General features: G+C 69.5%; 18 protein-coding genes and 1 tRNA gene. 10 read left to right on the top strand and 9 right to left on the bottom strand.

Annotated elements, in window-relative coordinates:
* Positions 1–101 precede the first annotated feature (101 nt).
* Positions 102–1,043 carry a nucleoside-diphosphate kinase gene (locus VG296_RS12715; RefSeq protein ID WP_325565880.1) on the top strand — a complete coding sequence of 314 codons (942 nt, stop codon included), beginning with the start codon at positions 102–104 and terminating at the stop codon, positions 1,041–1,043.
* Between the two features lie 565 nt (positions 1,044–1,608).
* On the opposite strand, the gene VG296_RS12710 is transcribed toward VG296_RS12715, so the two are convergent.
* Together VG296_RS12710 and VG296_RS12705 are read right to left on the bottom strand one after the other, a co-directional pair.
* A tRNA-Pro gene (locus VG296_RS12710) sits at positions 1,609–1,682 on the bottom strand.
* An 85-nt stretch (positions 1,683–1,767) separates the two neighbouring features.
* Positions 1,768–2,715 (bottom strand): metallophosphoesterase, encoded by a 948-nt coding sequence (locus VG296_RS12705; RefSeq protein WP_325565879.1) that lies wholly within the window; start codon positions 2,713–2,715, stop codon positions 1,768–1,770.
* 100 nt (positions 2,716–2,815) lie between these two features.
* Here VG296_RS12705 and VG296_RS12700 point away from each other — a divergent pair, with 100 nt between their 5' ends.
* On the top strand, positions 2,816–3,274 hold the full coding sequence (locus tag VG296_RS12700) for a GatB/YqeY domain-containing protein (RefSeq protein ID WP_325565878.1): 459 nt from the start codon (positions 2,816–2,818) through the stop codon (positions 3,272–3,274).
* A 192-nt stretch (positions 3,275–3,466) separates the two neighbouring features.
* Here VG296_RS12700 and VG296_RS12695 read toward each other — a convergent pair whose 3' ends face one another.
* Positions 3,467–5,764, bottom strand: coding sequence for a transglycosylase domain-containing protein (locus VG296_RS12695; RefSeq protein WP_325565877.1), 2,298 nt, complete (start codon positions 5,762–5,764; stop codon positions 3,467–3,469).
* 386 nt (positions 5,765–6,150) lie between these two features.
* On the opposite strand from VG296_RS12695, the gene VG296_RS12690 reads away from it, so the two are divergent.
* On the top strand, positions 6,151–6,570 hold the full coding sequence (locus VG296_RS12690; RefSeq protein ID WP_325565876.1) for a WhiB family transcriptional regulator: 420 nt from the start codon (positions 6,151–6,153) through the stop codon (positions 6,568–6,570).
* A 157-nt stretch (positions 6,571–6,727) separates the two neighbouring features.
* On the opposite strand, the gene VG296_RS12685 is transcribed toward VG296_RS12690, so the two are convergent.
* Complete coding sequence (locus tag VG296_RS12685) at positions 6,728–7,873, bottom strand: ArsA family ATPase (protein ID WP_325565875.1); 1,146 nt, start codon at positions 7,871–7,873, stop codon at positions 6,728–6,730.
* A gap of 73 nt (positions 7,874–7,946) precedes the next feature.
* Complete coding sequence (locus VG296_RS12680; RefSeq protein WP_325565874.1) at positions 7,947–8,990, bottom strand: ArsA-related P-loop ATPase; 1,044 nt, start codon at positions 8,988–8,990, stop codon at positions 7,947–7,949.
* Positions 8,991–9,058: 68 nt separating this feature from the next.
* On the opposite strand from VG296_RS12680, the gene VG296_RS12675 reads away from it, so the two are divergent.
* The 3 genes from VG296_RS12675 to VG296_RS12665 are packed head-to-tail and all read left to right on the top strand — an operon-like array spanning position 9,059 to position 10,466.
* The gene (locus tag VG296_RS12675; protein ID WP_212517284.1) at positions 9,059–9,220 is read left to right on the top strand and encodes a DUF4177 domain-containing protein; all 162 of its coding nucleotides are present in this window, start codon (positions 9,059–9,061) and stop codon (positions 9,218–9,220) included.
* On the top strand, positions 9,220–9,684 hold the full coding sequence (locus tag VG296_RS12670; protein ID WP_325565873.1) for a RidA family protein: 465 nt from the start codon (positions 9,220–9,222) through the stop codon (positions 9,682–9,684). The genes VG296_RS12675 and VG296_RS12670 overlap by 1 nt, the downstream gene beginning before the upstream one ends.
* 2 nt (positions 9,685–9,686) lie before the next feature.
* A complete protein-coding gene (locus VG296_RS12665) occupies positions 9,687–10,466 on the top strand; it encodes an MBL fold metallo-hydrolase (RefSeq protein WP_325565872.1) in 780 nt (259 codons plus the stop codon).
* Positions 10,467–10,544: 78 nt separating this feature from the next.
* On the opposite strand, the gene VG296_RS12660 is transcribed toward VG296_RS12665, so the two are convergent.
* On the bottom strand, positions 10,545–11,228 hold the full coding sequence (locus tag VG296_RS12660; RefSeq protein ID WP_325565871.1) for a Crp/Fnr family transcriptional regulator: 684 nt from the start codon (positions 11,226–11,228) through the stop codon (positions 10,545–10,547).
* A gap of 452 nt (positions 11,229–11,680) precedes the next feature.
* Here VG296_RS12660 and nth point away from each other — a divergent pair, with 452 nt between their 5' ends.
* The 4 genes from nth (at position 11,681) to VG296_RS12640 (ending at position 15,183) form a co-directional block, all read left to right on the top strand.
* Complete coding sequence (gene nth / locus VG296_RS12655; RefSeq protein ID WP_325565870.1) at positions 11,681–12,460, top strand: endonuclease III; 780 nt, start codon at positions 11,681–11,683, stop codon at positions 12,458–12,460.
* Positions 12,457–13,236 carry a CoA pyrophosphatase gene (locus VG296_RS12650; protein WP_325565869.1) on the top strand — a complete coding sequence of 260 codons (780 nt, stop codon included), beginning with the start codon at positions 12,457–12,459 and terminating at the stop codon, positions 13,234–13,236. Before nth ends, VG296_RS12650 begins: the two co-directional genes overlap by 4 nt.
* Complete coding sequence (locus VG296_RS12645) at positions 13,223–14,407, top strand: MarP family serine protease (protein ID WP_325565868.1); 1,185 nt, start codon at positions 13,223–13,225, stop codon at positions 14,405–14,407. The genes VG296_RS12650 and VG296_RS12645 overlap by 14 nt, the downstream gene beginning before the upstream one ends.
* A gap of 68 nt (positions 14,408–14,475) precedes the next feature.
* Positions 14,476–15,183, top strand: a complete 708-nt coding sequence (locus VG296_RS12640; protein ID WP_325565867.1) for a metal-dependent hydrolase — start codon at positions 14,476–14,478, stop codon at positions 15,181–15,183.
* A 36-nt stretch (positions 15,184–15,219) separates the two neighbouring features.
* Here VG296_RS12640 and VG296_RS12635 read toward each other — a convergent pair whose 3' ends face one another.
* From VG296_RS12635 to acs, 3 genes are all read right to left on the bottom strand, one after another.
* Positions 15,220–16,137 (bottom strand): alpha/beta hydrolase, encoded by a 918-nt coding sequence (locus VG296_RS12635; RefSeq protein ID WP_325565866.1) that lies wholly within the window; start codon positions 16,135–16,137, stop codon positions 15,220–15,222.
* Between the two features lie 89 nt (positions 16,138–16,226).
* Positions 16,227–16,616: a phage holin family protein gene (locus VG296_RS12630; protein ID WP_325565865.1), complete on the bottom strand. Its 390-nt coding sequence runs from the start codon at positions 16,614–16,616 to the stop codon at positions 16,227–16,229.
* Positions 16,617–16,904: 288 nt separating this feature from the next.
* Complete coding sequence (acs, locus tag VG296_RS12625; protein ID WP_325565864.1) at positions 16,905–18,863, bottom strand: acetate--CoA ligase; 1,959 nt, start codon at positions 18,861–18,863, stop codon at positions 16,905–16,907.
* Positions 18,864–19,033: the final 170 nt, after the last annotated feature.

Below are 19,033 nucleotides of genomic sequence, written 5' to 3'. Positions count from 1 at the left end.
GCCAACTTTGCCCGGCTGGCATCGGTGCTGCGCGGCTGACAGTCGTACTGCCGTCCCGCCCGCCCATCATGAACGAAAAAGCGAAAGGTACGATGGAACCCGTGAACTGGGGCACCCTCACCCGTATGCCGGTCAAGGCGTACCATTACGAGCTCGACACGTGCTTCCGCGAAGGCTACAGCGAGGCCCGCGAGGCGTTCGGCGAACAGTGGGACGACATCCTGCGACGGTCCGCCCTGATGCTCGTCAAGCCCGACGGCATGGCCACCGGAAAGCTCAAGATCATCCGTGACTTCCTGGGCGACCACGAGTTCTCGATCGTCGGCGCCGAGATCTTCCGTTTCGACCGGCACACCGGACGAGAACTGTGGCGCCATCAGCACACCCTGGCCTCGCTCGACCGGCTGGCTGTCAACGACATCATCCTTCAGGCGGGCCCGACGCTGCTGCTCCTGCTGCGCAGCCATGGCCGTCACGCCACTCCCGCGACGGTGCACCTCAGCTCGCTGAAGGGCAAAGCCGACATGTCTCAGCAGTCCGCCGACAGCCTGCGCAGCGTCCTGAACCGGCCGAACCGGCTCTGTAGCCTGATCCACTGCGCCGACGAACCGGCCGACATGATCCGCGAGTTGAACCTGCTCGTCGAACCCGTGCCGCGTCGCCGCCTGCTCGCGCGCCTGGCGGCGGGCACCTCCTCACCGGCCGACGAGGACCTCCTCGACCAGGTCCTACACTCGGGTGAGTTCGGGGGAGTGACCCTGGACCGGGACGCCGCAGTGCGGCGAATCGACCTGAAGGTCAGGGAACGCGCCGAGGAGCAGCCGGAGTTGGCAGACGCGGCCGGGATGGTCCGCGCCTGGCTGGCCGCGACCGACAGCGGCGAGTCGCTGCCCTGGCGGGAGTTCATCCGTGTGCTGTCGTCCCTCGGGCTCGACCTGGACATCTGGGACCTTGCCATCGTGGGTAGCAGCCACATCATCGAGGATGAGCCCGGGACCTACAAGGTGATCGGCAATCCGGCCCTGGACTCCTGGCTGGTCTGAGTGCTTCCGCCCCTCGATCAGTCCAGCGCGTTTCATGAGGGCCTCGCGGTCGTCCGGTCCGAGCCAGTCCGGGAACCGATCCCACTCGGGGCCTTCCCCGTGCGGCCGGCCCCCAAGTCGCCACAGTTCGTTGCGGCAGCAGAAGGCTCGGTCCGTCCGGCTCGGTCTAGCCTGACGGTTCCTGCGAGTAGGTGAGTTCACCGAGAAGGTCGCTCGCGCTGCTTATAGTTCTGCTTTCCGACCTTGGCGCAGCCTATTACCGGTGAAACGATACGTCTGGCTCGGTCGTTCCCGGTGCTCACCGGCCGCAGGCGCCTGCTGCGGAGCACTGAGCGGCGTCGCTGGGGTGGAGGCGTCCGCCGATCCCGGCGAGGCCCTGCGCTGACCAGATTGCCGCGAACCTCGACGGATTCAACCAAGACGACCAGAGGTCCGGATAGAGGCTTCTGATCTGCTGCTCAACCGTTGGCGTAGCTGGTCTGAACCCACGACCTCTTCGTCCGTTCAACAAAAATCAGGGGCCGCCTTCCTCTCGAAAAACGGCCCCTGACCTGCATCAATACCGTCGGGGTGGCGGGATTCGAACCCACGACCTCTTCGTCCCGAACGAAGCGCGCTACCAAGCTGCGCTACACCCCGGCTGTGCCCCGTCAGCTTAGCGGAGAGCTGGGCGGAACTGGAAATCGTTTGGGGGCGGGGGTGGGGGCTTGGGGGAACGGGCAGGTCAGCGGCGGGGGACGAGGGTGAGGAGGGAGGCCTCCGGGGGGCAGGCGAAGCGGGCGGGGGCGAAGCGGGAGGTGCCGCAGCCGGCGGAGACGTGCAGATACGAGGTGCGGTCGTTGGGGGCTGTGTGGGTGTGCAGGCCCTTGGCGCGCGCTGTGTCGATGTCGCAGTTGGTGACGAGGGCGCCGTAGAAGGGGACGCAGAGCTGGCCGCCATGGGTGTGGCCGGCGAGGATGACGGGGAGGCCGTCTGCGGCCATCGCGTCCAGTGCCCGCAGATAGGGGGCGTGGGTGACGCCGATGGTGACTTCTGCGTCGATGTCGGGGCCGCCGGCCACCGACTCGTACCGGTCACGCTGGACGTGCGGGTCATCGAGGCCTACGAAGGCGATGCGGCGGCCGCCACCATCGCCGGTTCCGCTACCCGGCCCGCCGCTCCTCAGCTGGACCGCGCCGCGGGCGTTGTTGAGTGCGAGCCAGCCGTGCTTCTCCAGGCCGGCCTGCAGTTCGTGCCAGTCGTTCTGCGCGCGTTCGTGCTTCGGCGCATGCGAGATGTCGCCCCTGCGGAGGTACTTCGTCGGGTTCAGCTTCTTCGCCCGGTAGTAGTCGTTCGAACCGAACACGAACACGCCGGGAACGCGCAGCAGCGGCTCCAGCGCATCGAGCACGGGGCCGACGGCGTCGGGGTGCGAGAGGTTGTCGCCGGTGTTGACGACCAGGTCCGGCTCCAGTTCCGCGAGCGACCGCAGCCACGCGTGCTTACGGCGCTGGCCCGGGACCATGTGGATGTCGGAGACCTGAAGGATTTTCACCGGCGCGCTGCCCGGGTCGAGCACCGGCAGCTCGAACCGGCGCAACCGGTACAGGTTGACTTCTACCCCCGCGGCGTAGCCCAGCCCGGCCAGGCCCACCGCCGCCACTCCCAGCGGAACCGCGATGCTCTTGCGCATCCGACCATGCTAGCCACACCCCGCGCCCCGCTCGGCCGCGGTAGGCCGTCCGGCGATATCGCGTACCCGACCGGAGCGGTTTCATGACACCCTTGGAGCCATGACCACGACTCTCAAGGCCCAGCTGCGCAGCGACCTGACCACCGCGATGAAGGCGCGGGACGGACTGCGTTCGGCCACGATCCGGATGGCGCTGACCGCGATCACCAACGAGGAGGTGGCCGGCAAGGTCGCCCGCGAGCTGTCCGAGGACGAGGTGCTCAAGGTCCTCGGCCGCGAGGTCAAGAAGCGCAAGGAGGCCGCGGAGGCCTTCGCCGGGGCGGGGCGCGCCGAGCAGGCCGCGCGCGAGGAGGCCGAGGGCGAGGTGCTCTCCGCCTACCTGCCGGCCCAGTTGTCCGACGAGGAGCTGCAGGCGCTGGTGGACGCGGCGGTGGCCGAGTCCGGCGCCGGGGGGCCGCGGGCGATGGGTGCAGTGATGAAGGTGCTCACGCCGCGGGTGGCGGGACGGGCGGACGGCTCGCGGGTGGCCGCGGCGGTCAAGGCCAAGCTGAGCCAGTAAACGCGGGTAGCGTAGCCGTCGGCTGACGTGGGCTGACGTGGGCTGACGTCGGTAGACCTCGGTAGACCTCGGTAGACGCCGGTCGACGTCATCGAGCGAGACAGAGACCTGAGACGGGCGATGGCCCGGCGGGCGCGCGGTCGGCGCGTCCGCCGGGCCATCGGCGTAGCAGAGCGGGGAAAGGCCGCGGCGCTAGAAGATCCCGCCGAACAGCCCGTTGCTGCCGCCGTTGCCATTCCCGTTGCCGTTCCCGGTGGTCCCGCCGGCGGTCGTCCCCGTCGTGCCGGTCGTACCGATCGTTCCGGTGATGCCGCCGGTCGCGCCCGCGCCGGTGCCCTGGTTCTGCGAGTTCCCGCTGTTGTCGAAGCCGGTCGGCGCGGTGAAGTTCTGCGCGGCCACGCCGGACAGCGCTCCCGTCATCGCGTCGTTGAAGATCGGCGCGGAGATCGAGGCGCCGAAGACCTGGCCGCTGAAGTACTTCGGCCCGATCTGTATGTTCTCCATCTTCGTCTTCACGTTCCAGTTGATGAAGCCCGTCCACACGGCGGTGGCCAGCTGCGGCGTGTAGCCGTCGAACCAGGTCGCCACACCGCCGTCGGTGGTGCCGGTCTTGCCCGCGACCTGACGGCCGTCCAGCGGTACGGCTCCCGCAGCCGTGCCCCACTGCACCACGCCCTGCAGCATGTACGTCAGCTCGTTCACCGTGTTCGTGTCCAGCACCTGCGCGCACTGCTTCGTCTGCGCCGGGTACTGCTTGCCGGACGAGTCGGTCACGCCGGTGATCACGTACGGCTTGCAGTACGTGCCGCCCGAGGCCAGCGTCGCGTACGCCTCGGCCATCGCGACCGGGGTGATGTTGTTGGTGCCCAGCGTGAACGACGGGATCTGCATCAGGGCCTTGCCGTTGCCGGAGTCGTTGTCCTGGGTCACGCCCAACGACGCGGCGATCGTGGCCGGCTGGCAGAGGCCGGTCTTCTCCTGCAGCCGCAGGAAGTACGTGTTGATCGACTTCGCGTAGCCGTAGATCATGTCGACCGGGCCGTTGGTGCTGTCATCGTTCGACGGCGTATACGGCTTGCTCGGGTCCGTCTGCCAGGGCACGGTCGTGTTCACCCCGCTGGGGCACGCCGCGAAGTTCACGCTCGAGTCGTTGATCTGATGCAGCGCGTCGATCTGCAGGCTCGGACTGATGCCCTGCTCCAGCGCGGCGAGGCCGACGAAGATCTTGAACGAGGATCCGGCCTGGAAGCCCGAGGTCCCGTTGTGCGCGGGGTCGGCGCTCAGGTTTATGTACGTCTGGCCGTTGCCCGAGCCCATTTGTTTGGACTGGGCCATCGCGACGATCGCCCCGGTGCCGGGAGTGGCCTCCACCAGCGCCGAGCCGATCTTGTCGGTGCCGTAGACGCGTGAGCTGATCGCCGCGTCCGCGGAGGTCTCGTTCTTCGTCACCATCGTGGTCGTGATGCTCAGGCCGCCCTCGTTCCACATGGCCTTGCGCGCGGCCGTGGTGGTTCCGTAGGAGGCGTCGGCGATGAACGTCTCGTAGACGTAGTTGCAGAAGAACGCCGCGGAGGCCTTGGCCGTGATGCAGCCGTTCTGCGGAACGGTGGGCTTCAGGGCGAGCGGCGTCTTCTCGAACGCGGCGGCCTGCTGCGCCGTGATGTAGTGCAGCGTGGGCGAGGCCATGTCGGCGATCACGATGTTGCGCCGAGTGAGGGCTTCCTGCGGATGCTGGAGGGGGTCGTACATGGTGGGACTGTTGACGATCGCGGCCAGCGTCGCGGCCTGCGGCACCGTCAGCTTCGCGGACGTGGTCGAGAAGTAGCGCTCGGCCGCGGCCTCCACCCCGTAGGCGTCGTTGCCGAAGTACACGATGTTCAGGTAGCGGTCGAGCAGTTCCTGCTTGGACATCTGCTGCTCGACGGCGATCGCGTACTTCAGCTCGGTTATCTTGCGCGAGAGGGTGTCCGCGACGGCGGCCTGCTGCGCCGCGGTGTTCTCGCCCGCCTCGACCTCGAGCACGTTCTTCACGTACTGCTGGGCTATGGACGAGCCGCCCTGCAGCGAGCCGCCGGAGGAGTCGTTGACCAGGGCGCGCAGCGTGCCCTTGAGGTCGATGCCGCCGTGCTGGTAGAAGCGCTGGTCCTCGATCGAGACGATCGCCTCGGGCATCGTGGTGGCGATCTGGTTCCACGGGACGACGACGCGGTTGCCGTGCAGGTTGTCGTCCCAGGTGGTCGCGATCACCGAGCCGTCGGCCGCGAGGATCGTGCTGCGCTGCGGCAGGGTCGGAGTCTGGAAGTCGTCCGGCAGATCCTCGAAGTGGTCCGAGGCGGATTTCGCCGCGAGCCCCACGCTCGCCGACATCGGCAGCACCAGGCCGGCCAGCAGCAGGCCGGCTATGGAGCTGATCACGACGAAGGTGCCGAGGTGTGCGGCAAGGCGGCCTATACCGCCCAAACCGGAATAATCGCCTTCTGACTTGGCCATGGTCCACAGGGTACTTTTCCATACCCGATCCGGGGCCGCCGCAGGGTGGAGTAAGCCTCACTGTGACCCACTTGCGACAGGGGAGATAGTCCGGACGGGCCATCAGAGATTGACCAATCCGGGGACTGTCGCCGAGTGAAGGCTTTCCGTACTGTCGTGCTTACTGAGGGAAACCGGATGACCCCGGCCTCTCGGTACCGGGCAGCGGCGCCGTGACACACAGCCTCGGCGACCGCACTGCAAGTGACCGTCCGTCAGGGTGGACGGTAGGCAAGGAGAACGGCGTGTGCGGCTAGTGCGGATGCCGTGTCTTCACCTCGCGGGGGCGGTCACGCGGGTGAGGGTCGCGGTGGGGAGCCTCGAGTGCGGAGAGGACTGCACCAGAAATGGCGTGGGTTGACGATTGGACCATAGTTGCCGGCTGTCGGGGGATGGACCCGGACGAGCTGTTCGTGCAGGGAGCGGCCCAGAACCGGGCGAAGGTGGTGTGCGCGACCTGTCCCGTGCGTACGGAGTGCCTCGCCGACGCCCTGGACAACCGGGTGGAGTACGGCGTTTGGGGTGGGATGACCGAACGCGAGCGCCGCGCGCTGCTGCGCAAGCGGCCTGAGGTGCGTTCCTGGCGGCAGGTGCTCGAGGAGGCGCGCGACGCCTATCTCGAGCGCACCGGCGCCGTGCTGATCGCGCCGGAGCCCTCGCCCGCCGGGCCGGGGCAGCAGGATGCGGTGGCGATGGACGTCGCCGAGGCGGTGTTGGTGGACGCCCTCGAACAGCCTCAGCCGGTCGTCGTGGGGTTGAGCGCATAGGCGGGGCCCCGGTCGGCCGTCGGCGCGGGCGGGTACCGCGAGCCCGCCGCGCCCCACCCACTACCAGCGAGCAGTGCCGAGCACCACAGTGACCCCTAGGTACGACACTTTCCCGTTGCCCACACACGATTACCTGTAGACCTTCGAGACGGAGCGCTCAGACCGCCTGTTGAGCGGCCTCCGTGACCGCGCGCAGCCCGTCGAGGTCGTGCACGTCCTCGGCCTGCGCGGGCAGCCGCAGCATGCTGATCCCCGGGTGGCTGGCCGCGAAGCGCCCGGCGTGCCGTGCCTCGCGACGGTTGAGCTCCACCCGTTCCGCGTGCAGGCGCAGCAGACCACCGGCCAGCGACTGGGCCGAGGTCGGGTGCGGCACGTCCAACTGTTCCGCCGCGGCCAGCGAACGCTCCGCGGTCAGATCCGCCAGCCGCGGATGAACCCGGTTGAGCACCAAGCCGGCCAGCGGCATCTTCTCCTCGGCCAGCCGCCGGGCGAAGAACGAGGCCTCGCGCAACGCGTCCGCCTCCGGCACGGCGACCACGACGAAGGAGGTGCCCTTCGCCTGCAGCAGCCGGTAGGTGGCCTCGGCGCGTTCCCGGAAGCCGCCGAACATGGTGTCCAGCGCGTTCACGAAGGACTGCACGTCCGCGAGCAGCCCCGAGCCGAGCAGCTTGCCCAGCGCACCGGTCACCAAGCTGAATCCGCTGGTCAGCAGCTTGAACGCGCCGAAGCCGCCGACCTTGGCCGGAGCCGTCAGAATCTTGATGAACCGGCCGTCCAGGAAGGAGCCGAGCCGGTTAGGCGCGTCCAGGAAGTCCAGCGCGGAGCGGCTCGGCGGGGTGTCGACCACGATCAGGTCCCACTCGCCGCGCGCGTGCAACTGGCCCAGCTTCTCCATCGCCATGTACTCCTGCGTGCCGGCGAAGCTCGCGGAGAGCGACTGGTAGAAGGGATTCGCCAGGATCTGCTCGGCCCGGCCCTTGTCCGCGTGCTCGAGCACGATGTCGTCGAACGTGCGCTTCATGTCGAGCATCATCGCGTGCTGTTGGCCGCCGGCCGACGTGTCGATGCCCTCGACCGGACGCGGGGTGTTGTCCAGTTCGGTCAGGCCCAGTGACTGAGCGAGCCGCCGCGCCGGGTCGATGGTGAGTACGACGACGTCCCGGCCGCGCTCGGCGGCGCGCAGCGCGAAGGCCGCGGCCGTGGTCGTCTTGCCGACGCCGCCGGAGCCGCAGCACACGATGATGCGGGTGTTCCGGTCGTCGAGCAGCGCGTCGAGATCGAGGTCCGGCAGAACGGCGCTCACGCCCCCACCTCGCCGGCGCTCGGCAGGTGTGTTCGCACACGCACTGCGTTCATCGGTTCGCTCGCAAGCTCGCTCACGCGGCCCCCTGGTTCTTCAGCGCCGCCGCGAGCCGGTCCAGGCCAACGCGGTCCACACCGTCGTTCAGCAGCGGCAGTTCGTAGATCGGCGCCTCGCAGTCGCTGAGGGACTCGCGCTGCTCCTGCTCCAGCAGCACCCGCCGCGCGTGCTCGGTGGCCAGCGCGGACAGCGCGTCGACGATCGCCGGGCGGTCGAGGCCGACCTCGCTGAGGCCCGAGCCGAGCTCCGCGCGGTCCACGCCCTCGCTCGCCGCGCGCTTGAGCTGAGCCTCCGTCAGCACGACGTCGCGCGCCTGGTTGACCATGATCCCGCCGACCGGCAGCCCGGCCTCGTGCAGCTCCGCGATCCCGTCCAGGGTCTCCTGCACCGGCATCTCCTCCAGCAGGGTCACGAAGTGCACGGCGGTCTGCGCGCTGGTGAGTACCCGCATCACCGCGTCCGCCTGGTTGTGGATGGGTCCCATCCTGGCCAGGCCGGAGACCTCCGAGTTCACGTTCAGGAAGCGGATGATCCGGCCGGTCGGCGGCGCGTCCATCACCACGGCGTCGTAGTGGAAGGTGCGGCCCTCCTCGTGCGCACGGCGGCGCACCGCCTCGCAGGTCTTGCCGGTCAGCAGCACGTCCCGGATTCCAGGGGCGACCGTCGTGGCGAAGTCGATGGCGCCGAAGCGCTTGAGCGCCTTGGCCGCCGCGCCCAGCTTGTAGAACATGTCCAGGTACTCGAGCAGCGCCTGTTCGGGGTCTATGGCCAGCGCCCAGACTTCGCCGCCGCCGGGCACGGTCGCGACCCGGCGCTCCTCGTACGGCAGCGGCGGGGCGTCGAACAGCTGGGCCAGACCCTGCCGCCCCTCCACTTCGACCAGCAGCACCCGTGGCGTGCGTGCGGGGCCGGTGGCGCGTCGGCGGGTGGCCGCGCGGCTCGCCAGGGCCAGCGCGAGCGAGCCCGCTACCGTCGTCTTCCCGGTCCCGCCCTTGCCCGTCACCACGTGCAGGCGGACGCCCGGCCAGTCCTTGGCGGCTGCTGAGTCTGCGGTAGTCACCGAACGAGCGTAACCCGTGCCAGCGCACGGCGGGCGACCCGGCGTCGGAAGGCGTTACGGTAGGCGGCATGGCGAAGAAGTTCGAATACGCGACGGTCCCGCTGCTGGTGCACGCCACCAAGCAGATCCTGGACAACTGGGGCCAGGACGGCTGGGAGCTGGTGCAGGTCGTGCCGGGCCCGAACCCGGAGAACCTGGTGGCCTACATGAAGCGCGAGGTGGCGTCCTGATGGTCGGGCACCCCGAGGAGAAGCTGGCCGAGCTCGGGCTGAAGCTGCCCGAGGTGGCCAAGCCCGCCGGGGCGTACGTACCGGCGCTGCGCAACGGCTCGCTGGTCTACACGTCCGGGCAGCTGCCCTTCGTGGACGGCGTGCTGCCCGCGACCGGCAAGGTCGGCGCCGAGGTCGCTCCGGATCGGGCCAAGGAGCTGGCCGGGCTCTGCGCGCTGAACGCCCTCGCCGCGGTCAAGGCGGAGGTCGGCGACCTGGCCAAGGTCAAGCGCGTGGTCAAGGTGGTGGCCTTCGTGGCCTCCGACCCGTCCTTCACCGGCCAGCCGGGCGTGGCGAACGGCGCGAGCGAACTGCTCGGCACCGTGTTCGGCGACGCCGGGGTGCACGTACGTTCCGCCGTGGGGGTGGCGGTACTGCCGCTGGACACGCCGGTCGAGGTCGAGATCATCGTGGAAGTCGAGTAGTAGTGGCGCAGCCGCAACGCTCGACGTTGGTCCTGGCGCCCAACCCGTCGCCCTACACGTTGGAGGGCACGAATACCTGGGTGCTGCGCGAGCCTGGATCCACCGCCGCCGTGGTGGTGGATCCGGGGCCGCTGCACGAGGGGCACCTCGCGGCCATACTCGCGGCCGTAGAGGAGCAGGGGGCGCACGTCGCGCAGATCCTGCTGACGCACGGCCACGTGGACCACTCCGAATCGGCGGTTCGCTTCGCCGAGCTGACCGGAGCCCCGGTCCGCGCGCTCGATCCGAGGCACAGGCTCGGCGACGAGGGTCTGGCGGACGGCGACGTGGTCGACGTCGGCGGCCTGGAACTGCGCGTGGTCGGTACACCGGGGCACTCCGGCGACAGCCTCTCGTTCCTGCTTTCCGCAGATCGCGCGATGCTGACCGGTGATACGGTGCTCGGCCGCGGAACGACGCTGGTCGCGCACCCGGACGGCACACTCGCGGATTACCTGGACTCGCTCGGCCTGCTGCGCGACTCGGCGGCCCGGCACGAGTTCGACACGGTGCTGCCGGGGCACGGACCGGTGGTCTCGGACGCCCTCGGCGTGCTGGAGTTCTACATCGCCCACCGCAAGGAACGGCTGGCGCAGGTCGAGGCGGCCCTGGCCGCAGGCGACTCCACGGCCCCCGAGGTTGTTCGCCGCGTCTACGCGGACGTGGACCCGGCGGTCTGGCCCGCTGCGGAGCTCTCCGTCCGAGCCCAACTGCACTACCTGGACCCGACGCGATTCAGCTGAAGCTCGACGATGTTCCACGTGAAACATCATGCGGAATAGTGCATGAAAATGCAGGGCTTTTGTGGTGGATGGCGTCGGCTAGCGCGCCCGGCGAGCCAGCCGGACAGTGTCGAGGAGAACCACGGCCCGAGCCTCAAGCTTGATCCAGCCGCGCTGGGCGAAGTCGGCGAGGGCCTTGTTCACCGTCTCGCGCGAGGCGCCGACCAGTTGGGCCAGCTCCTCCTGGGTCAGGTCGTGCGAGACCTTGATGCCCTCCTGGTCCTCGCCCGCCGGCTGGCCGAAGCGGGTGGACAGGTCGAGCAGCGCCTTGGCGACGCGCCCCGGAACATCGGAGAAGACCAGGTCGGCCAGTGTCTCGTTCGTCCGGCGCAGCCGTCGCGCCATCGCCTTGAGCAGCGCGCGGGCCACCTCGGGGCGGGCGGAGAGCCAGGGCTGCAGCTCGGCGTGGCCGAGCGCGAGCAGCTTGGTCCCGGTCAGCGCGGTCGCCGTGGACGTGCGCGGGCCCGGGTCGAACAGGGAGAGCTCGCCGAACATCTCGCCGGGGCCCATCACCGCAGTCAGGTTCTCCCGGCCGTCGCCCGACGTGCGGCCGAGCTTGATCTTGCCCTCGACCACCACGTACAGCTGGTCACCCGGGTCGCCCTCGTGAAACAGTGCGTCCCCGCGGGTCAGCACGATCTCGGTCATCGACTTCAGCAGGGAGGCCGAAGCCTCCTCGTCGAGTGCGGCGAACAGCGGGCTCCGACGAAGCACGTCGTCCACGGGCGAACCCTCCAACAGTCCTCACGGACACTCAAAGTCGCCGATCGCCTGTGAGTCTCACTCGACGTCGACTTCCAATGTGTTATGTCGTTACTTCCTCCAGTGTGGCCTACGACACCGTCTAACACCTAGTCGGTTGATCTGCTAGGCCGAAACGATGCGAAACAGCAGCGTGAACAGGTAGCCAAACGCTCGCGCGGACCGTTATTCGGACAGAAGAGTGCGACCGGCCCGGATCCGCCCGGTCGCCGGGAACGCCCGCACAGGCGTGACGCGTTTCCTAGACTGGCCGTTGTTCGCTCAGTCGGGACGGGCGACCGTAGGCTAGCGTGAGCCCGGGCGGTGTGGGGTCGGACCGGGGTCGTTCGGGAAGGTTGGCGAGGCGAGACGTGGTGGTGCGGAACAAGGGCGGGGAGCCACGGTCGACGCGCGCCCGGCAAGCGGAGTCCCGGGTGGCGCTGGTGCGTCGCGCCCGGAAGATCAACCGGCTGCTCGCGGAGCTCTACCCGGACGCGCACTGCGAGCTGGACTTCACCAACCCGCTCGAGCTGACCGTGGCGGTCATCCTCTCCGCGCAGTGCACCGACGTGCGGGTCAACCAGGTCACGCCCGCGCTGTTCGCCCGGTACAAGACCGCGGAGGACTACGCGTCGGCCGAGCGGATCGAGCTGGAGGAGCTGATCCGGCCGACCGGCTTCTACCGCAATAAGGCCACCTCGATCCTCGGCCTGGGCCGCGAGCTGTGCGACCGCTTCGGCGGCGAGGTGCCCGGCCGGCTCGAGGACCTGGTCACGCTGCCTGGCGTGGGCCGCAAGACGGCGAACGTCGTGCTCGGCAACGCGTTCGGAGTGCCCGGCCTGACCGTGGACACGCACTTCGGCCGGCTGGTGCGCCGCTTCGGCTGGACCGAACTCGAGGACCCGGTCAAGGTCGAGCAAGCGATCGGCGAGCTGTTCCCGAAATCCGACTGGACGATGCTCTCGCACCGGCTGATCTTCCACGGCCGCCGCATCTGCCACTCGCGCCGCCCAGCGTGCGGCGCCTGCCCGCTGGCCTCGCTCTGCCCCTCGCACGGCATCGGAGAGCTGGACCCGGTCAAGGCGGAGGCGCTGCTCAGGCCCGCCTCGGCGCGCGAGGCCGCCGCGCTGGCCGAGGTCCGCAAGCGGCAGGCTGAGGAGAAGCAGCAGGCCGCGACGCCCCGCCGCGCGACGGCCGAGGCGGCGCGGCCGTGACCGACGACAGGCCGGACCCCTTCAGCGGGGACTTCGACGGAGCCTTCGATGGCAGCCCCGTCATCGACACCGACTTCACCGACCTGCCCGAGTGGCTGGTCCGGCTGGCCGAGGCGGTCGCCGGGATCGGCCCGGGCGACCACTACCTCGGCCGCCCGCCGCTGCGCCGGCCGTCCTCGCTGAGCGGCGAGGCGAACCCGTCGGCCGTGCTGATCCTGTTCGCCGACTCCTTGCCGCACGGTCCGGACGTGCTGATCACCGAGCGTTCCGCGACCATGCGCTCGCACGCGGGCCAGGCGGCGTTCCCCGGCGGGCGGATCGATCCGGCCGCGGACGGTTCCGAGGACGAGGGCCCGATCCGCGCGGCGCTGCGCGAGGCCAGCGAGGAGGCCGGGGTCGATCCGGCCGGTGTGCGCGTGTTCGGCGAACTGCCCGAGCTCTACCTGCCGCCCAGCGACTTCCTGGTCACGCCGGTGCTGGCCTGGTGGCACGCCCCCGGCGACGCCGCGGTGGCTAGCCCCGACGAGGTGGCCGCCGTGCACCGCGTCCCGCTCGCCGCCCTCGTCGACCCGGCCAACCGCTACCGGATGCACCATCCGTCCGGCTATAAGGGCCCGGCGTTCGTCGTGGACGAACTGCTCGTCTGGGGCTTCACCGCGGGCGTGCTCGACGCGGTGCTCCGGCTGGCCGGCTGGGAGCGGCCCTGGGAACCCGCCGAGGTGATCGAGTACCCGCTGGACGTACGCGAGATCCGGAGGACCCGTGGACCTGCTTGATCTGATCATCATCCTGATCTGCATCGGCTTCGCCGTCTCGGGCTACCGTCAGGGCTTCGTCGTCGGCGTGATGTCCTTCGTCGGCTTCGTCGGCGGCCTGCTGGTCGGCGTCTGGCTGGTGCCGCAGGTGATGGGCCACTTCCAGTCCTCGCTGGTGGTCTCCACGATCTCGCTCTGCGCCGTGCTCGCCCTCGCGGTGATCGGCCAGGTCATCGCGACCACGATCGGCGGCCGGGTGCGCCGCGAGCTGACCTGGCGGCCGATCCAGGCCGTCGACCAGGGCGCCGGAGCGGTGGTCTCGATCGTCTCCGTGCTGCTGGTCACCTGGTTCCTCGGGCTCGCGCTGGCCGGCTCGGCGATGCCGCTGGTCGTCGAGCAGGTGCACGAGTCGCGGATACTCGCCGGGATCCAGAAGGTGCTGCCGAAGGACTCGGCCTCCTGGTTCCGCTCCTTCTCCACGGTGCTCGGCCGCAGCGGCTTCCCGCAGGTCTTCGGGCCGTTCACGCAGGAGACGATCGCGAACGTGCCAGCGCCGGACTCGGCGGTGCTCAGGGAGTCCGGTGTGGTCTCGGCCGAGTCCTCCATCGTGAAGATCGTGGGCGACGCGCCGAGCTGCGGAAAGCAGATCGAGGGCTCGGGCTTCGTCTTCTCCCCGCAGCACGTGATGACGAACGCGCACGTGGTCGGCGGCGTTTCCGACCCGACCGTGCAGATCGGCGGCGTCGGCCAGTACTACCGCGCGAAGGTCGTGCTCTACGACGCCGAGACGGACATCGCGGTGCTCTACGTCCCCGGCCTGAGCGCGCCCTCGCTGAAGTTCGACACCGGCGCCAAGGCGGAGGACGACGCGGTGGTCGCGGGCTTCCCGGAGGACGGCCCGTTCAGCGCCGTGGCCGCGCGCATCCGCCAGGAGATGGACGCGCAGGGCCAGGACATCTACGACCAGAACACCGTCACCCGCGACATCTTCTCGTTGTATTCGACCGTGCGGCAGGGCAATTCCGGCGGTCCGCTGCTGAGCCCGAGCGGCGAGGTGTACGGGGTCGTATTCGCCAAGTCCCTGCAGGACGCGACGACCGGGTACGCGTTGACGGCCAGTCAGGTCCAGCAGGATGCTCAGCAGGGGGCTGACCTCACGTCCTCGGTCGACACGGACGGCTGTGCCGTGTAGCCTCCTTCAAATCTAAAGGATCAGCGGCTGATCAACAGTCACATCAAAATATCCGGAGGGGACGCGGGGTGCTCGGTCACTCGCATTCGACCAGCGGAGCCCTGGCGTGGGGAGCGGCGGCCGCCGCCGCTCCGGTCACCTGGTGGGCGGATCTGCTGAGCCATCAACCGCTGACCATCGCCGACATAGTGCTCGGTACCTTCACCACCGCGGGCGCCGCGCTGCTGCCGGACCTCGACCACCCCGACGGCACCATCGCGCACTTCCTCGGCCCGATCTCGCACAACTTCTGCCGCCTCGTCGAGAAGATCTCCGGCGGGCACCGGCACGCGACGCACTCGTTCTTCTTCGTGGCCCTGGTCACGGCCGGAACCTGGGCCGGAGCGCACTACTGGGGACGGTGGTTCGTCCTCGGGATGATGTACGTCCTCTTCTCGCTGGCGGTGCGCGCGCTGCACCTGTGCCCGGCCGGCAAGGGCATCGAGTCCTGGGGCGTCGTCGTCATGGTCTCGGCCGCGGGTACCGCCGCGTGCTACGAGTTCCTGCCCGCGAACCCCGTATGGCTGCCCATCTCGGTCGGCCTCGGCTCGCTGATCCACCTGACCGGCGACTGCCTGACCAAGGAGGGCTGCCCGCTGTTCTGGCCGGTGCCGCAGCGCTTCGAGATTCCGATCATCCGGCGCACCGGCAACAAGTTCGAGACCGCGTTCCTCACCCCGGTGATGGCGGTCGGCGCGTTCGTGCTGGTCTTCATAGCGGTCAAGCACCCGCACTGAGCACGGGCATGGGCACGGGCACAGCGCGGCCTCGGACTACCGGTCCGGCTCCTCGTCCTGCAGCCAGCCGAGCACCTCGTTCGTGAACAGCTTCGGCGCCTCCTCCTGCGGGAAGTGCCCGAGGCCCTCCAGCAGCCGCCAGCGGTACGGCGCGTTCACGGAGCCGCCCGAGCCGCGCGCGGTCGAATCCAGCAGCACCGTGTCCAGCGCGCCGTGCAGGTGCAGCGTCGGCACCTCCGTCAGCGTCCGCATGCGCTGGTGGTAGCGCAGCCCGTCCGGCCGCATCAGCGAACGCATCTGCCAGCGGAAGTACTCCATCGAACTGTGCGCGACGCCGGGGATCTGGATCGCGTCCCGATAGCGCCGAACCACGTCCTCCTCCGGCCAGCCGGGCCCTGACCAGCTCTCCAGCATCCGCGCCACGGCCGCGCCGTCGTCCTTCGTCAGCCCGTGCTCGGCCTGCAGCGGCCGCTGCGCGGCGAAGATGTGCTTGCTCGCCGCGATCTGCGACGGGCTGGTCAGCAGCGCGCTACGCAGCTGCCGCGGATGCGCGGCGCCGACGATGACCAGGCGGCGCACCGCCTTCGGCCGCATCGTGGCGGCTGTCCAGGCCAGGGCCGCCCCCCAGTCGTGGCCGATCAGCACCGCGTTCGACTCGCCCAGTGCCCGGATCACGCCGGTGACGTCCATCGTCGCGGTCAGCGGGTCGTAGCCGCGCGGCGGCTTGTCGCTGCCTCCGATGCCGCGCAGGTCCATCGCCACGGCTCGGTACCCGGCTTCGGCGAAGGCCACCAGCTGCTCCCGCCAGGTCCACCAGAACTGCGGGAACCCGTGCAGGAACAGCGCCAGGGGTCCGTCCCCGAGTTCGGCGACGTGGAAGCGCGCGCCGTTCGCGGGGACGTCCCGGTGTGTCCACGGCCCGTCCGCGTACACCGGGGTCAGATCGGAAGCCATGCTCGTCAGCATGGCACATCCCGGTGTCCGTGCCGTGCCGTCGACACTAAGAGCGACCGGCGAATGGGAGCTGGGCTGCGTCGCTCTCCTCAGCCGTCGACGCGACGCAGCATGGTCAGCGTCCGGCTCGTCGAGCGCTTGGTCGCCGCCACGCCCTTGATCCGCTTGAACCTGGCCAGGCCGATCAGCGCGCAGACCCCGGCGACCAGCAGGAAGGCCCCGGCCACGATCAGCCAGCACCAGGCCAGTCCGAGCCCGGTCGCGTGCAGCCCGTAGGCCGCCGCGAAACACAGCATGATCAGCGCGAACACGCCGAGCACGGCCGCCGCGCCGAACAGCCCGCCGCCGGTGGCGGCCTCCTTCACGTCCTGCCGCACCTCCGCCTTGGCCAGCGCGATCTCCCCGCGCACCAGCGCGGAGACGTCCTGGGCCGCGCTGGACACCAGCGTGCTCAGTTTCTGCTCGGTCTCGGCCGACATGGGAACCTCCCGCGGGTCCTGGGCGATGGCTGCGCCGCTCCGCCGCGAGTACCCGCCGCGCGGCCTTCGCACTCCGGAATTAGGCCGAGCGGGTAGCCGCTTACGCGACCATGTCTCTAAATCGCTTTGTCGACAAATCGATGAAGCGACATGAGTTGACTCCCGCTCGCATCCCCCGAGCCGATCGCGCGGCAGCGGCGCTTCCCGGAGACGGACCGCGAAAACAGCGGTGCCCCGCCACGCGGATCGCGTGGCGGGGCACCGAATCTGAGTGATTCTGACCGGGGATCAGTCCTCGCTGGCGTGCGGCAGCTTCGCGGAGATCAGGTCCATCACCGTGGAGTCGGCCAGGGTCGTGGTGTCGCCGATCGCGCGGTCCTCGGCGACGTCCTTGAGCAGCCGCCGCATGATCTTGCCGGACCGGGTCTTCGGCAGCTCAGGCACCACCTGGATCTGCTTCGGCTTGGCGATCGGCCCGAGCGCCTTGGACACGTGGTTCTTCAGCTCCGCGTCCAGCCCCTCGTCCTCGGCGTGGCCGCCGCGCAGGATCACGAAGGCCACGATGCGCTGGCCGGTGACCTCGTCCTTAGCGCCGACGACCGCCGCCTCCGCGACCTTCGGGTGCGAGACCAGCGCGGACTCGACCTCGGTGGTGGAGATGTTGTGGCCGGACACCAGCATGATGTCGTCCACCCGGCCGAGCAGCCACAGGTCGCCGTCCGCGTCCTTCTTCGCGCCGTCGCCCGCGAAGTAGTAGCCCTGCTCGGCGAACCGGGACCAGTAGGTGTCCAGGTAGCGCTGCGGGTCGCCCCAGATGCCGCGCAGCATCGAGGGCCACGGCTTGTCCAGCACCAGGAAGCCGCCGCCGCCGTTCGGCACGATCGTGCCGTCCTTCTCCACCACGTTCGCCGAGATCCCCGGCAGCGGCGTCATCGCCGAACCCGGCTTGGTCGCGGTCACGCCGGGCAGCGGGGAGATCATGATCGCGCCGGTCTCGGTCTGCCACCAGGTGTCCACGATCGGGCAGCGCTCGCCGCCGATGTTCTCCCGGTACCACATCCAGGCCTCCGGGTTGATCGGCTCGCCGACCGAGCCGAGCACCCGCAGCGAGCTCAGGTCGAACTTCGCCGGGATCGCGTCGCCCCACTTCATGAACGTGCGGATCGCGGTCGGCGCGGTGTAGAGGATGGAGACGTTGTACTTCTGCACGTTCTCCCAGAACCGGCCCTGGTGCGGGGTGTCCGGGGTGCCCTCGTACAGCACCTGGGTGACGCGGTTCGAGAGCGGCCCGTAGACGATGTATGAGTGCCCGGTGACCCAGCCGACGTCCGCGGTGCACCAGTAGACATCGGTGTCCGGCTTCAGATCGAACACCGCGTTGTGCGTGTACGACACCTGCGTCAGGTAGCCGCCGGTGGTGTGCAGGATGCCCTTCGGCTTGCCAGTGGTGCCCGAGGTGTACAGGATGAACAGCGGGTGCTCGGCGTCGAAGGCCTCCGGCGTGTGCTGGTCGGACTGACTGTCCACCAGGTCGTGCCACCAGATGTCGCGGTCCGCGTTCCACGGCACGTCCTGCCCGGTGCGCCGGACCACGAGTACGTGCTCGATGGAGGCCGCGCCCTCGACACCCGCGTCCGCGTTCGGCTTGAGGTTGGCGATCGAGCCGCGCCGGTTGTACCCGTCCACGGTGATCAGCAGCTTGGCCTCGGCGTCGTCGATCCGGGCGCGCAGCGCGTCGGGCGCGAAGGCGGCGAAGACCACCGAGTGCGGCGCGCCGATCCGGGCGCAGGCCAGCATCGCGAAGACGGTCTCCGGGATCATCGGCATGTAGATCGCGACCCGGTCCCCGGCCGTGATCCCGAGGGAGGTCAGCGCGTTGGCCGCCTTGGACACCTCGCGCTGCAGTTCCGCGTACGTGATCGAGCGCGAGTCGCCCGGCTCGCCCTCGAAGTGGATCGCCACCTGCTCGCCGTGGCCGGCCTCGACGTGCCGGTCCACGCAGTTGTAGCTCACGTTGAGCTTGCCGCCGACGAACCACTTGGCGAACGGTGCGTCGGACCAGTCGAGGGTCTGCGTCCACGGCTCGGCCCAGTCCAGCCGGCTGGCCTGTGCGTCCCAGAAGGCCAGCCGGTCGGCCTCGGCCGCGGCGTACGCTTCGGCGGTCACGTTGGCCGCCGCGGCGAACTCCGCCGGCGGCGCGAACCGTCGCTCCTCGTGCAAAAGGTTTGACAGCGCTTCGTTGGACACGCTCGAACTCTCCTTCAGGGCATTCTTCGCAGGACCGGCTTCGTGCGGGGTTCGAAACCCCTTCAGGGCCCAAGCACAGCAGCCGGACCCGGGTATTGCAAGGGCCTGCGCGGAAATTTTGGTCTAGACCTATGATGCCAAACCGCGGCCCCGGATGACGGGGCCGCGGC

It is taken from the genome of Actinospica sp., assembly GCF_035552695.1.
Lineage (GTDB): Bacteria > Actinomycetota > Actinomycetes > Streptomycetales > Catenulisporaceae > Actinospica.
The sequence above is the reverse complement of the archived record's forward strand: the minus strand, read 5'-3'. Positions and strand labels throughout refer to the sequence as shown.

What these genes read in the sequence shown, in the direction of transcription:
- VG296_RS12705 (WP_325565879.1), bottom strand. Translation starts at nt 2,715, where the DNA reads ATGCGCAAGAGCATCGCGGTTCCGCTGGGAGTGGCGGCGGTGGGCCTG.
- VG296_RS12700 (WP_325565878.1), top strand. Translation starts at nt 2,816, where the DNA reads ATGACCACGACTCTCAAGGCCCAGCTGCGCAGCGACCTGACCACCGCG.
- VG296_RS12695 (WP_325565877.1), bottom strand. Translation starts at nt 5,764, where the DNA reads ATGGCCAAGTCAGAAGGCGATTATTCCGGTTTGGGCGGTATAGGCCGC.
- VG296_RS12690 (WP_325565876.1), top strand. Translation starts at nt 6,151, where the DNA reads ATGGCGTGGGTTGACGATTGGACCATAGTTGCCGGCTGTCGGGGGATG.
- VG296_RS12675 (WP_212517284.1), top strand. Translation starts at nt 9,059, where the DNA reads ATGGCGAAGAAGTTCGAATACGCGACGGTCCCGCTGCTGGTGCACGCC.
- VG296_RS12670 (WP_325565873.1), top strand. Translation starts at nt 9,220, where the DNA reads ATGGTCGGGCACCCCGAGGAGAAGCTGGCCGAGCTCGGGCTGAAGCTG.
- VG296_RS12635 (WP_325565866.1), bottom strand. Translation starts at nt 16,137, where the DNA reads ATGGCTTCCGATCTGACCCCGGTGTACGCGGACGGGCCGTGGACACAC.
- VG296_RS12630 (WP_325565865.1), bottom strand. Translation starts at nt 16,616, where the DNA reads ATGTCGGCCGAGACCGAGCAGAAACTGAGCACGCTGGTGTCCAGCGCG.